At 72.1% G+C, this 12,683-nt stretch carries 12 protein-coding genes; 7 read left to right on the top strand and 5 right to left on the bottom strand.

The features are described from left to right. The first annotated feature begins 102 nt into the window (after positions 1-102). Both ACIPJY_RS04790 and ACIPJY_RS04795 read left to right on the top strand, forming a co-directional pair. Positions 103-1,173 (top strand): LacI family DNA-binding transcriptional regulator, encoded by a 1,071-nt coding sequence (locus tag ACIPJY_RS04790; protein WP_400467528.1) that lies wholly within the window; start codon positions 103-105, stop codon positions 1,171-1,173. Further along, the gene (locus ACIPJY_RS04795; protein WP_400467526.1) at positions 1,170-2,414 is read left to right on the top strand and encodes a cellulase family glycosylhydrolase; all 1,245 of its coding nucleotides are present in this window, start codon (positions 1,170-1,172) and stop codon (positions 2,412-2,414) included. Before ACIPJY_RS04790 ends, ACIPJY_RS04795 begins: the two co-directional genes overlap by 4 nt. 44 nt (positions 2,415-2,458) lie before the next feature. On the opposite strand, the gene ACIPJY_RS04800 is transcribed toward ACIPJY_RS04795, so the two are convergent. Next, entirely contained in the window at positions 2,459-3,202 is a 744-nt protein-coding gene (locus ACIPJY_RS04800; protein ID WP_400467524.1) for an alpha/beta hydrolase, read from the bottom strand. A 146-nt stretch (positions 3,203-3,348) separates the two neighbouring features. Here ACIPJY_RS04800 and ACIPJY_RS04805 point away from each other — a divergent pair, with 146 nt between their 5' ends. Further along, positions 3,349-5,811 carry an MDR family MFS transporter gene (locus ACIPJY_RS04805; protein WP_400467522.1) on the top strand — a complete coding sequence of 821 codons (2,463 nt, stop codon included), beginning with the start codon at positions 3,349-3,351 and terminating at the stop codon, positions 5,809-5,811. 57 nt (positions 5,812-5,868) lie between these two features. On the opposite strand, the gene ACIPJY_RS04810 is transcribed toward ACIPJY_RS04805, so the two are convergent. Next, positions 5,869-7,209 carry a hypothetical protein gene (locus ACIPJY_RS04810; RefSeq protein WP_400467521.1) on the bottom strand — a complete coding sequence of 447 codons (1,341 nt, stop codon included), beginning with the start codon at positions 7,207-7,209 and terminating at the stop codon, positions 5,869-5,871. Between the two features lie 71 nt (positions 7,210-7,280). On the opposite strand from ACIPJY_RS04810, the gene ACIPJY_RS04815 reads away from it, so the two are divergent. Next, positions 7,281-7,562 carry a GNAT family N-acetyltransferase gene (locus ACIPJY_RS04815; protein ID WP_400467519.1) on the top strand — a complete coding sequence of 94 codons (282 nt, stop codon included), beginning with the start codon at positions 7,281-7,283 and terminating at the stop codon, positions 7,560-7,562. Positions 7,563-7,571: 9 nt separating this feature from the next. Here ACIPJY_RS04815 and ACIPJY_RS04820 read toward each other — a convergent pair whose 3' ends face one another. From ACIPJY_RS04820 to ACIPJY_RS04830, 3 genes are all read right to left on the bottom strand, one after another. Further along, complete coding sequence (locus ACIPJY_RS04820; RefSeq protein ID WP_400467517.1) at positions 7,572-7,901, bottom strand: hypothetical protein; 330 nt, start codon at positions 7,899-7,901, stop codon at positions 7,572-7,574. A gap of 143 nt (positions 7,902-8,044) precedes the next feature. Next, entirely contained in the window at positions 8,045-9,094 is a 1,050-nt protein-coding gene (locus ACIPJY_RS04825; protein ID WP_400467515.1) for a biotin/lipoate A/B protein ligase family protein, read from the bottom strand. Between the two features lie 77 nt (positions 9,095-9,171). Beyond that, positions 9,172-10,041 (bottom strand): alpha/beta fold hydrolase, encoded by an 870-nt coding sequence (locus ACIPJY_RS04830; protein ID WP_400467513.1) that lies wholly within the window; start codon positions 10,039-10,041, stop codon positions 9,172-9,174. Positions 10,042-10,120: 79 nt separating this feature from the next. On the opposite strand from ACIPJY_RS04830, the gene ACIPJY_RS04835 reads away from it, so the two are divergent. The 3 genes from ACIPJY_RS04835 to ACIPJY_RS04845 are packed head-to-tail and all read left to right on the top strand — an operon-like array spanning position 10,121 to position 12,512. After that, the gene (locus tag ACIPJY_RS04835) at positions 10,121-11,269 is read left to right on the top strand and encodes an anion permease (protein WP_400467511.1); all 1,149 of its coding nucleotides are present in this window, start codon (positions 10,121-10,123) and stop codon (positions 11,267-11,269) included. Between the two features lie 11 nt (positions 11,270-11,280). Next, positions 11,281-11,550, top strand: coding sequence for a hypothetical protein (locus ACIPJY_RS04840; protein WP_400467509.1), 270 nt, complete (start codon positions 11,281-11,283; stop codon positions 11,548-11,550). Positions 11,551-11,582: 32 nt separating this feature from the next. Then, positions 11,583-12,512 (top strand): acetamidase/formamidase family protein, encoded by a 930-nt coding sequence (locus tag ACIPJY_RS04845; protein ID WP_400467507.1) that lies wholly within the window; start codon positions 11,583-11,585, stop codon positions 12,510-12,512. Positions 12,513-12,683: the final 171 nt, after the last annotated feature.

Genomic DNA, 12,683 nt, shown 5'->3' on the forward strand with positions numbered 1-12,683 from the left:
AGGTGGAGCGGTTCGCGGTGTGCTTGGTACAGCGGTGTACTTCAGGTGACGAGCAACGTATACCGCTTTACACGAACCGGTCAACCCTCTACGCTCGTCGGCATGAGCGACACCACCGCCGGAGCCGTCGACCGTCGTCGCGTGACGATCGCGCAGGTCGCCAAGCGCGCCGGCGTCTCGACCTCGGCGGTCTCCCACGTCTTCAACGGCCGACCCAACGTCTCGGCCGCCACCGCCGCCCGGATCCGCAAGGCCGCCGACGACCTGAACTGGCGGCCGAACCTGGCGAGCCGCAAGCTGTCGGGCAACGCGGGCCGCAGCCTCGGCCTCGTGCTCGCCCGTTCCCGGGACACCTTCCAACGGGACCCGTTCACGATGCGTCTGATCGCGGGGCTCACGGAGCCGCTCGCCGCGATCGGGTGGTCGCTCTCGATGACCCTGGTCCGCGCCGAGGACGAAGCGGACGTCTACCGCCAGTGGTGGACCGAGCAGCGGGTCGACAGCTTCCTGCTCGTCGACGTCCGCACCGACGACCCCCGCGCCTCGCTCCTCCAGCACCTGTCCGCACCGGCCGTGATGCTCGGGGCACCGATCCCCGGCAGCACGATCCCGGCCGTCACGGTCGGTGACGCCGATGCCACCGGCGCCCTGCTCGACCACCTCGACGGACTCGGGCACCGGCGGATCGCCCGCGTCGGCGACGGCCCCTCGCTGGCGCACACCGGTGCACGCGACGCCCGGTTCACCGCCGCCGCCGGGGAACGCGGGATCGACGCGCTCGTCCTGGCCTGGCGCGCCGACGCCGAGGACCCGGTCGCCGAGCTCCTCGGCCGGCTCGACGGCGCGACCGCGATCGTCCTCGACGGCGAGGCGATCGCGGCCGAGGTGATCGCCCACGCCCCCGAACTCGGCGTCCGCGTCCCCGACGACCTGTCCGTCGTCGCGTGGGAGGACTCCTGGGTGTCGTCGATCGTCCGCCCGACGCTCACCGCGCTCGACGCCCCGGTGGAGGAGTCAGCGCGCACGGCGGTCGCCCTGGTCGAGCGCCTGGTCCGCGGCGAGGACGTCGGCGACGCCGAGGTGAGCGGCCGCGCCCTGCACGTCCGCGGTTCCACCGGACCGGCACCGACCCGACCCGCGACACCGCACGCACCGACCGAGGGAGATCGATGACCACCGCCCCGCGCTTCGGCGTGAACTACGTGCCGTCCACCGACTGGATGTTCCAGTGGCAGTCGGTGCAGGAAGACGCGGTCCGCCGCGACCTCGAGGCGATCGCCGGCCTCGGCCTGGACCACGTGCGGCTCTTCCCGCTCTGGCCGACGCTGCAACCGAACCGCACGCTGATCCGCCGGCAGGCGCTCGACGACGTCGCGAAGGTCGTCGACGTCGCCGCGGAGTTCGGTCTCGACGCCAGCGTCGACGTGATCCAGGGGCACATGTCGGGCTTCGACTTCGTCCCGGCGTGGCTCGTGAACTGGCACGACGGCAACATGTTCACCGACCCGGCGGCGATCAGCGCGCAGGCCGACCTCGTCGCCGCCGTGTACGACGCCGTGCGCGACCGCCCGAACTTCACCGGCCTGACACTGGGCAACGAGGTCAACCAGTTCCAGCCGCCGAACCCGGCAGCGATGCCCGCCGACACCGACCAGGTCACGCACTGGCTCGAGTCCCTGCTCGGCGCCCCGCGCGACAGGGACCCGCGGCACGTCGTCACCCACAGCGAGAACGACCACCTCTGGTACCGCGACGGACACCCCTTCGTGCCGGCTCACGCCAGCCGCCTCGGCGACGTCACCACCGTGCACTCGTGGATCTTCAACGGCGTCGCCGGGCGGTACGGCGCGCTCTCCGACGAGTCCGTCCGGCACGCCGAGTGGATGATCGAGCTCGCGAAGGCGTTCGCGACGGACCTCCGCCGACCGGTCTGGCTGCAGGAGGTGGGCGCGCCGGACCGCCACCTCGCCGACGACGAGATGCCCGAGTTCCTCGAGCGCACGGTGGCCGCCGCCCTGACGACCGAGCACCTGCACGCCGTCACGTGGTGGTGTTCCCACGACGTCTCCCGCGACCTCGGCGACTTCAAGGACCTCGAGTACACGCTCGGTCTGCTCGACGTCGACAACCGGGTGAAGCCCCTCGGCCGTCGCTACGCCGAGGTCGTCGCCGACGCACGCCGCGCGGCGCCGGCCCCGACCGTGCGGACGACCGCCGTCGTGGTCGACGTCGACGAGGCCGATCTGCCCCGCCGCCGTGCCGACCTCGCACCGGGGGGCGCGGTCTTCGACCGCTGGCACCGCCTCCGCGCCGCCGGCGAGGCGGTCACCGTGGTGACGAGCCGGACCGCGGCCGATCCGGCGGACCTGGCCGCGCGGGGTGTGCGCAGGATCGTCGAGACGGCGGCCGTCTGACGGACGTGCGCCGGGCCTCCAACCGGTCAGGAGGCCGGGGTCGCCTAGTCGGGCAGCACGCGCTGGTACCGCAGCCAGTTCTCGCAGAGTCGAGTCCACTGGGACGTGTGCGGTTCGCGGACGGCGGTGCCGAGCCCGTGTCGGCCGTGCGGGAAGACGTGCACCTCGACGTCGACCTCGTTCCGGACCAGCGCGTCTGCGTACGACAGCGCGTTCGTCGCGCGCACGATCCGGTCGTCGGCCGTCGTCCAGACGAACGTCGGTGGCGTCCGTTCGTCGACCCGGGTCTCCATCGACAGCGCACGGCGCGTCCGCCAGGACGGTGCGTCGCCGAGGAGCCCGACGACCGGACGGGGCCTGGTCGGGTGCTCCATCGACACGACCGGGTAGTTGAGGACGCAGAACGCCGGCCGGTCGAGGGACGGGTCGTCGATGCCGTTCGCCAGGCATGCGGCGAGGTGGCCGCCGGCGCTCGACCCGACGACACCGATCCGCTCGGTGTCGATCGCGAGGCCGGTGTCCACCGCCGCCTGTCCAGAGCGTAGCCACGTGAACACCGCACGGGTCGCGTCGATCGGTGCGGGGTGCAGCGGCCCGACGGTGTCCGGCGTGCGCAGGGGGTACCGGAACAGGAACGCGTGCACGCCGATGCCGGCGAACCACTCCGCCATCGGCTCGGAGCTCGCGGCGCCGTGTTCCTCGTACCCGCCGCCCGGCAGGACGATCACCACCGGCCGTGGACCACTCCGGGAGGTCGGGCGTAGCGTGATCCCGTCGGGCGTGCTCATGACGGCGACCCTACTGTTCCTCGACGGATCGCTGCCGATCCACACAGGAACCCGCCCTGACGCGGACCAACGCCTTGCGGCAGATGTAACTTTGCAGACAGCGCAAAATTCTTGACTCTGCGCTCCGGCACCGGGAGACCCTGCACATGACCCAGACGGCGACCGCACCCGCGGGACCCACCACGGCGTCCAACGTCGTGATGAACCACCGACAGATCCTGTTGGTGATCTACGGCCTGATGGCCGGCATGTTCCTCGGCGCCCTCGACCAGACGATCGTCGGCACCGCGATCCGCACGATCGGTGACGACCTGCACGGGCTCGACCAGCAGGCCTGGGTCACCACCGCGTACCTCATCGCGAGCACCATCACCACGCCGATCTACGGCAAGCTCTCCGACATCTTCGGCCGGCGCCCGCTGTTCCTCACCGCGATCGGCATCTTCATCATCGGCTCGTTCGCCGCGTCGTTCTCGACCTCGATGCTGATGCTCGCCGGGTTCCGCGCGCTGCAGGGTCTCGGCGCCGGTGGTCTGATGTCCCTGCCGCTGGCGATCATGGGCGACATGCTCGCCCCGCGCGAGCGCGCCAAGTACCAGGGCTACTTCCTCGCCGTGTTCGGCATCTCCAGCGTCATCGGCCCGCTCGTCGGCGGCCTGTTCGCCGGCGCCGACCAGATCCTCTTCGTGGCCGGCTGGCGCTGGGTCTTCCTGATCAACGTCCCGATCGGCATCATCGCCCTCGGCATGGTCCTGACCTTCCTGCACCTGCCGAAGTTCGGCGACCGCGGCAAGCCGCGCATCGACTGGTGGGGCGCGACGCTCGTCATCGTCACGCTCGTGCCGCTGCTCCTCATCGCGGAGCAGGGCCGCACGTGGGGCTGGTCCTCGCCGGGCGCACTCGCCTGCTACGTGATCGGTGCACTCGGGCTGCTCGGGTTCGTGATCGTCGAGCGCGCCATGGGCGACGACGCGATCCTGCCGCTGAAGCTCTTCGGGTCCCGGGTGTTCTCGATGTCCGCGATCCTGTCCGTGCTGGTCGGCTTCGGGATGTTCGGCGCGATGCTGACCATCCCGCTGTACCTGCAGATCGTGAAGGGCGTCACGCCGACCGAGTCCGGGTTCGCGATGCTCCCGATGGTCCTCGGCCTGATGATCTCCTCGATCGCCTCCGGCCAGATCATCGCCAGGACCGGCAACTACCAGGTCTTCCCGATCACCGGCACCGCGTTCACCGCCATCGGGTTCACCGTCCTGACGTTCCTGACGGCCGACCGTCCGCTCTGGTTCCTGATGCTCGGGATGTTCGGCATCGGGCTCGGCCTCGGTCAGCTCATGCAGACGCTGACCCTGGCGGCGCAGAACTCGGTGTCGCCGCGGGACATCGGCGTCGCGACCAGCGCGGCGACCTTCTTCCGGCAGATCGGCGGCACCATGGGCACCGCCGTGCTCCTCTCGGTGCTCTTCACCCTGATGCCGACGAACATCACGACGGCGATGCAGAACAAGTCCGACCTGTCGAGCGCCCTGAACGCCGCGCTCACCCCCTCGGTCGCGAACGCGTCCGACAACAAGGGCGTGATGGACCAGATCTGGGACAAGATCGTCGACCCGGTGAAGAAGAACGTGCAGGACGGCCTCGACAAGGGCGCGGTCCAGGCGAAGGAGGCCGCCGACGCCGCCGTGACGAAGCAGGTCACCGCCGCCGTGCAGCAACAGGTCGACGCCGGCACCGTCCCCGCCTCCGCCGCACAGTCGGTCATCACCGAACAGGTCGCAGCCGCCAAGCCCGCGGCCGAGCAGCAGGCCCTCGAGACGGCGGCGTCCAAGGCGAACGCCGAGGTCGTCGACGGCACGCTCCAGGTCGACTACGCGAACGCCGCCCAGCGCTCGAACGTCGTCGACGAGGTCACGCCGACGCTCATCAAGCAGCTCAAGAGCGGCGACTCCGCAGCGAGCTCCTCCTCGAGCTCCGCGACGAGCGACACCTCGTTCCTCAACGGCGCGGACAAGCGCCTCACCCGCCCCTTCCTCGTCGGGTTCAGCAGCTCGGCCGTCACCGTGTACTACGTCGGCCTCGCCGTGATCCTGATCGCGTTCGTGCTGACGTGGTTCTTCCGGGTGCCGCCGCTGCGCAAGACCTCGGCGCTCCAGGAGCAGGCCGACACCGCCCGTGCCGCGGCCTCCGGCGGGGACGGAGACGACCAGGACCGCCTGACCGTCGACGCCCAGGGCGCGGCCGCCCGCTCGGGATCGCTCGTGTCCCCGGACACCGGCTCGATGCACGTGGTCCCGACGTCCCCGGACGTGCCCGCGCAGCCGCGCTCGGCCCGGTCCACGGCGACGCCCGACGTGTCGGTGCTGCCGGAGGACGTCGCGGGTGACACCCGCGCGCCGCTCCCGGACGCCCCCACGCACGGCGCGCACTCGGCGGCTGCGCCGATCGACGAGCCCGCGACGACGACCGGCGCCATCCGGACCCGACGTGCCGCGCACGCCGCGGCGCTGGAGGCCGACGCCCCCGCGACCGCAGCCGACCCTGCGGAGCCGACCGGAGCCTCCCGGCTGGACGACGGCGACCACCCGCACGGCCGCCACTCCGCCGAGTAGCCGCGACGCCTGTCCGCCCGCGCCACCGTGCGCGGACGGACAGGCGTCCGCGCCGGGTCAGTCCTCGCAGGTCACGGACGACACCTCGGCGTCGGCCGGCTGCTCGCCGTGGTCGTACGGCACGAAGACCTCGTTGTGGGTCGTGCTCGTCCCGTCGGCGACCGGCTGCACGACCACGTAGTCCCGGGAGTGATGGTCCGCGACGTCGTCGAAGACGTGCACCTCGATGGTCGCCTGGTCGCACGATGCCTCGGCGTCGAAGATGAACCCGTCGCACCCCCAGTCGTCGCACGCCGCGGGGAAGTCCGCGTCCGGCAGGTCCACGCCGGCGTCGTAGGTGCCGATCGGGTACCGCGCGGCTGCCGTCCCGACGCAGGTCGGGTGGTCGAGTCCGGCGATGGTCTCGCCGCCGCGGAGCACGAGGGACAGCGGCACCCCCGGTGACAGGGACACGAAGCGCTTCTCGGTCCGGGTCGCCGGGCCGTTCGCGTCCTGGCCGAACCGGGCAGTGACCTGGGCCTCGCACGCGGCCGGTGCGGTGAGCGACCAGGCCCAGCAGTGCGCGGGGTCCGTCCGACCCGCCATCGCGACCGAACAGTCCGCCTGCAGCGCCGTCCCCTCCTCGAGGACGGCGTCGACCGCCACGGTCGACGGCGCCGGCGGCGTCGTCGGGTCCGTGTCGGGAGCCGGGTCGGTGTCCGGATCCGCCGAAGCCGAGGCCGTCGGTGGTGCCGGTGCATCGTCCTGCAGCCCGAGCGCCAGGGTCTGTCCGCCCCCGCCGACCGTCTCCTGCACGAGCGGGACGACGGCGACCGCGGCACCCACGATCGTCACGACCGCCGTGGCCGCCGCCGTCACGGTGACCCCGATCCGGTCACGACGTCGCACGGGCGACCGCCGCTCGTCGCCGGACGCCTCGACGAAGGGCAGGGCTCCGGGAACGCCCCACGCGGCCTCCGGGTCGATGGGCTCCGCGGCGCGACGTTCGCGGGCGGCGGCGACGACACCGTCGGCCGCGGCAGCGCGGAGGACGGCGCGGCGGACACTGCTCGTGATCGCGATCGCGGCACCGCCGACGACCGGCACCAGGCCGAGCACGGCGAGTCCGCGCAGGTCGCCGCCCAGGACCGACACCGCGACGACCGTGGCGATGCCGACCAGCACCAGGGCGAGCCCGACCAGGACGAGGACCAGGCTCCGACGGTCGGCCGCGAACGCGCGCCGGTCCAGCTCCCAGAACCGCCAGCCCTGCGGGGCGGCCGGGAGGCTCGGGGCCGGGACCCAGCCGAGGGCCGGCTCCGCCAGGCGGTGCCGTTCGACCCACGCGGCCGACGGGGCGGGCCACCCCGGTGGGGTGCGGAAACGGGCGGGCTCGACGCCGGGGTGCTGCTCGGTCACGCGCTGAGGGTAGCGGTCGTCACAGCAGGCGCACAGGCCCCTCTTCTGGGCTCGGGCGTAGCGTCGTGGGCATGGCACTGGACGTCCGCAACGACACCGATCAGCAGCAGTACTCCCTCGTCGAGGACGGCGAGGTGATCGGCTTCGCCGCGTACGAGACGGACGGCGACGAGATCCGCTTCGTGCACACCGAGGTGGACCCGGCGCACCGTGGTGGCGGGCACGCGTCGTTGCTCGTGCAGCACGCGCTCGACGACGTCCGCACCGGGTCGCTCCGTGTCGTGCCGCAGTGCAGCTACGTCGCGGCGTGGATCGAGCGGCACCCGGACTACCAGGAGCTCACGACCCGCTGACGGCCCCGCTCAGTACGAGCGGTCGTGCGTGCCGGCGCGGGCCTCGTGCCGGCCGGCGCCCCGGACCGCCGGCACCTTGATGAGCACGCTCCCGCTCAGCAGGTCGTGGTCGTCGTCGGCGGGTGTCGGCGCTTCCCGCGGCAGGCGTGACTGCCGTTCGTACTCGGCCTGCGTCTCGTGGCGGGTCGGGGCGAAGACCTCGTCCATCATCGAGATGACACCACCGGATCCCCCGCTGTTGGTCGACTTGTTCGACAGGTCGATCCACCCCAGGCGATCGGCGATCCACGTCACGACGACCGCAGCGGCCACCGCCCCCAGGAGGATCAACCAGTTCACGCAAGCGAGGCTACGTGCCGCTCCGGGGCGGCGGATCAGCCGCGCGGGTGATTCTCATGATCCACATGTGTGGTTCACGGGTCGGACACCCACACTGGTTCCGCGGCGGCCGAGGATCCCCCCTCCCTCGGCCGCCGACCAGCTCACGGGACGCGCTCGAGCCACTCCTTCGTCGCGAACTTCGAGGCGACCAGCTCCTGCGCCCGCGCCCGCTCGGCGTCCGTGACCTGCCCAGGGGTCGCCCCGTACAGCTTGGTGAAGGTGCCGATCAGCGACTCGATGATCGCCGCGCGGGACAACCCGGTCTGCGACCGCAGCGGGTCGACGCGCTTCGCCGCCGAGGTCGTCCCCTTGTCGCTCATCTTCTCGCGGCCGATCCGCAGGACCTCGACCATCTTCTCGCCGTCCATGTCGTAGCTCATGGTGGCGTGGTGGAGCAGCGCACCGGTCCCGAGGCGCTTCTGCGCGGCGCCGCCGATCTTGCCCTTGGTCGACGTGATGTCGTTGAGCGGCTGGTAGTACGCGTCGATGCCGAGGGACTTGAGCGCCTCGATCACCCACTCGTCCAGGTACGCGTACGAGTCCGCGAACGTCATGCCCTGCACGAGGTCCGTCGGCACGTACAGCGAGTACGAGATGATCGCGCCGGCGTCCATGAACATCGCGCCGCCGCCGGAGATCCGCCGGACGACCTCGACGCCGTACTTCGCCGCGCCCGCCGGGTCGACCTCGTTCTTCAGGGACTGGAACGAGCCGATCACGACCGCGGGCTGGTCCCACTCCCAGATCCGCAAGGTCGGCCCGCGACGGCCGGCACCGACCTCTTCGGTGAGGACCTGGTCGAGCGCCAGGTGCTCGTTCGGGCTGATCGGGCCCTCGTGGACGATCTGCCAGTCGTAGTCGTTCCACGCCGATGCGCGCGACAGGGCACGGCGGACGGCGACCCCGACGGACTCGGGCGTGAAGCCGAGCAGCACGGCGTCCTGGGGCAGGGCTGCGCGGACGGCTGCGGCGACCCCGGCGGCGTCGGTCGTGGCGGGCAGCCCGTTGACGGCCGCGTCGATCAGCGGCAGCGCGTCGTCCGGTTCGAGGAAGAAGTCACCCGCCAGCCGGAACTCCTGGATGGTGTCGTCGACCACTTCCAGGTCGACGACGACGAGCTTGCCACCTGGGACCTTGTACTCACCGTGCACGGTCCGAGCCTACGCCGCGACGGACGGGAGGCCGATGGCGGCGCCGCCATCGGCCTCCCGTCCGACGCCACGCGCGTTCAGTGGCCGACCACGCGTCCCAGCCACCCCACGAGGTCCGCGACCACCTCGTCACGGTTCGTCTCGTTGTAGACCTCGTGCCGCGCACCCTCGTACACCCGCACCGTCACGTCCGACAGCCCACCACGCCCCCGGTACGCCCGCGCCAGCCGCTCCACCGAGCGGGGTCCGCCGAGCGTGTCGTCGGAGCCGACCTGCAGCAGCATCGGCACGTCGTGCGGGATCCCGCGGCGGGGCACCCCGAGCAGCCGGACCGCGTCGGGCAGCCCGAACAGGCTGATCACGTTCGCCTCGACGACGAGCGGGTCCACGGACATCGCGTCCACCACCGCGCGGTCGCGGCTGAGCCACTCGAACCGCGTCGGCCCGGTCGCCGCGTGCCGCTTGTTCAGGTCCCCGCTGTTCATGAACCCGGGCACCCGGTACGCGCTGGCGGACAGGACGACACCGTCGTACGCCTCGCTCGAGGTGTTCACGATCCGCTGCGCCATCAGGGACCCCCACGACTGCCCGAACAGCACGAGCGGCACACCGGGTGTCTCGTCGCGGGCGATCTCGGTCATCCGCTCGACGGCCGCGATCGCCGCGCGGAGCCCGCCGGGGCCGAGCTTCCCGAGCTTCGTGCGATCGTCGTCCCACTGGCCGAGGCCGGTGCGTCCGTGCCCCCGGTGGTCGTTCGCGACGACGGTGTACCCGGCGCGGACGAGGTCCTGGGCGAGCCGTTCGTAGCGCAGCGCGTACTCGCCGACGCCGTGGGCGATCTGCACGATCCCCTTCGGCCGGCCGGCACGCCAGGTGGAGTAGACGATCTCGACGCCGTGCGCGTCGACGAACGAGGAGTCGCCGCGGGCAGCTGAGAAGGTGGGCACGTGAGCATCCTCCCAGACGGGCGGACCTGTTCACCGGGCGTTCACGCAGACGGTGCGCCGCAGGCCTACCGTCGCCGCCATGGACGTCCTCGTCATCGTGGTGCTCGTGATCGTGGTCGCGCTCGTGTTCGACTTCACGAACGGATTCCACGACACCGCCAACGCCATGGCCACGTCGGTCGCAACGGGTGCGCTGAAGCCCCGGACCGCCGTGCTCATCTCCGCCGTGCTCAACGTCGTCGGCGCGTTCTTGTCCACCGAGGTCGCGAAGACCGTCTCGCAGGGCATCATCCGTGAGGGCCAGGACGGCATCCACATCTCCCCGACGATGATCTTCGCGGGACTCGTGGGTGCGGTGCTCTGGAACCTCGCCACCTGGTACTTCGGGCTGCCGTCGTCGTCCACCCACGCGCTGTTCGGTGGACTGATCGGCGCATCGATCATCGGTGCCGGGCTGCACTCGGTCGACTGGGCGACGGTCGTGTCGAAGGTCGTGCTGCCGGCGCTGCTGTCGCCGGTGATCGCGGGTGTCATCGCCCTGGTCGCGACGTACCTGGCGTACACGCTCACGAAGAACGCGACGACGCACGGTGCCGCGACCGGCTTCCGGCACGGCCAGACGATCTCGGCGTCGCTCGTCTCGCTCGCCCACGGCACGAACGACGCGCAGAAGACCATGGGCGTCATCACGCTCACGCTGATCGCCGCGAACTACCAGGACGCCGGCACCGGCCCGGTGATCTGGGTGATCCTCGCCTGCGGCCTGGCGATCGGCCTCGGCACCTACGTCGGCGGGTGGCGGATCATGCAGACCGTCGGCAAGAAGATCTCCGACGTGCAGTCCCCGCAGGGGTTCGCGGCGGAGACCAGCTCCGCGGCGACGATCCTCGTGTCGTCGCACCTCGGCTTCGCGCTCTCGACGACGCACGTCACGAGCGGTTCCGTCGTCGGGTCGGGCCTCGGCAAGAAGCTCGCCGACGTGCACTGGGGCGTCGTCGGCCGGATCGTGGTCGCCTGGGTGATCACGCTGCCGGCCGCTGCGCTCGTCGGCGGCCTGGCGACCTGGCTCGCCTCGACCTCGGTGATCGGCCTGGTGCTGGTCGCCGTCCTGGCGCTGGCCGCCGGACTCACCTTCTACGGTCTCGCCCGGCGCAAGCCGGTCTCGCACGAGGACATCACCACCGACGCCGCGGAGCGCGAGCCCGTCGCCGCGGCCACCGAGCGCTGAGGAGCACGACGATGGACATCGACTTCGGAGCGATCGGCACGGTCGCGGGCGTGGGCTTCGTGTCCGCGGTCGGCGTGGTGCTGCTCTACACGCTCGGTCTGCGGCTGCTCGGCGTCGGCCAGCCCGTCGACGCCGGCGGTGAGCGCACGCAGTACCGCCAGGAGACGCCGCGGTCCGGCCACACGCCGCCGATCGCCCTCGCAGGAGCCGGGCTGTGCTTCGCCGTCTGCGTCGCCGCCGTCCTGTACGGCATCTGGCTGACGATCCCCCAGTTCCACTGACGGCACCGCGTCGGGCCTGCGAGGATCGGCACGTGACCGGACACCGCATCGACGCCACACCCACGACCGCCATCGACGTCTTCACCGCGGAGCGCGAACCCGTCCTCCGGGTCGAGCCCGGCGACACCGTGACGGTCCGCACCCTGAGCGCCGCGGGCTACACGGAACGCCAGCAGCAGCCCGGCGTCGACGTCCCGACGCTGATCGACCCGCGCCGGGGGCACTGCCTGGTCGGCCCGGTCGCGGTCGCGGGTGCCCGTCCGGGGCAGGTCCTCGCCGTCCGCTTCGACGCTCTCGTCCCCGACCACTGGGGGTACACCGGCTCGGGCGGCGTCGACACCCCGGTGAACCGGGCGCTCGGGCTCGCCGACCCGGCGTCCCGCGGGCCGCTCCTCTGGGACATCGACCCCGAGCAGGGCACCGCACGGAACCAGCTCGGTCTCGGTGTCCGTACCGCGCCGTTCCTCGGCGTCGTCGGGCTGCCGCCGGAGTCCTCCGGCGAACACTCGACCATCCCGCCGCGCTCGGTCGGCGGCGGCAACATCGACTGCCGCGAGCTCGTCGCCGGCGCGACCCTGTACCTCCCGGTGACGGTGCCCGACGCGCTCCTCTTCGTCGGAGACGGCCACGCGGCGCAGGGCGACGGCGAGGTCTCCGGCACCGCGGTCGAGTGCGGCATGACCACGACGATGACGCTGTCGCTGCTCGACTCGGCCCCGGTCGACGGCGTGCACGCGGACACCCCGGCCGGGCGCATCACGTTCGGGTTCGACGCCGATCTGAACACCGCGACGACGACCGCCCTCGACCGGATGGTGGACTGGATCGCGGGCCTGCACGGCATCGGTCGCGCCGAGGCCCTGGCGATGGCCAGCGTTGCCGTGAGCATGCGCGTCACCCAGGTCGCGAACCGCACGTGGGGCGTGCACGCGCTGCTCCCCCACGGCGCGATCCTCGCCTGACCCGCGCCCGCGCCCGTTCCTTCCCATTGCACCCGCCCGAGAACGACGAATCGCGGGGGGGGGGGCGGGGGGGGGGGGGGGGGGGCCCCGGGGGGGCCCCCCCCCCCCCCCCCCCCCCCCCCCCCCGCGCCGCCCGAAAGGGGAGACCCAGGAAGCCCCCCACCACAGGCC

The organism is Curtobacterium sp. NPDC090223 (genome assembly GCF_044746585.1).
Classification (GTDB): Bacteria; Actinomycetota; Actinomycetes; order Actinomycetales; family Microbacteriaceae; genus Curtobacterium.

Excerpts from the sequence above, each read along its gene's own strand:
- ACIPJY_RS04790 (WP_400467528.1), top strand. The coding sequence starts at position 103 with ATGAGCGACACCACCGCCGGAGCCGTCGACCGTCGTCGCGTGACGATC.
- ACIPJY_RS04800 (WP_400467524.1), bottom strand. The coding sequence starts at position 3,202 with ATGAGCACGCCCGACGGGATCACGCTACGCCCGACCTCCCGGAGTGGT.
- ACIPJY_RS04795 (WP_400467526.1), top strand. The coding sequence starts at position 1,170 with ATGACCACCGCCCCGCGCTTCGGCGTGAACTACGTGCCGTCCACCGAC.
- ACIPJY_RS04815 (WP_400467519.1), top strand. The coding sequence starts at position 7,281 with ATGGCACTGGACGTCCGCAACGACACCGATCAGCAGCAGTACTCCCTC.
- ACIPJY_RS04805 (WP_400467522.1), top strand. The coding sequence starts at position 3,349 with ATGACCCAGACGGCGACCGCACCCGCGGGACCCACCACGGCGTCCAAC.
- ACIPJY_RS04835 (WP_400467511.1), top strand. The coding sequence starts at position 10,121 with ATGGACGTCCTCGTCATCGTGGTGCTCGTGATCGTGGTCGCGCTCGTG.
- ACIPJY_RS04840 (WP_400467509.1), top strand. The coding sequence starts at position 11,281 with ATGGACATCGACTTCGGAGCGATCGGCACGGTCGCGGGCGTGGGCTTC.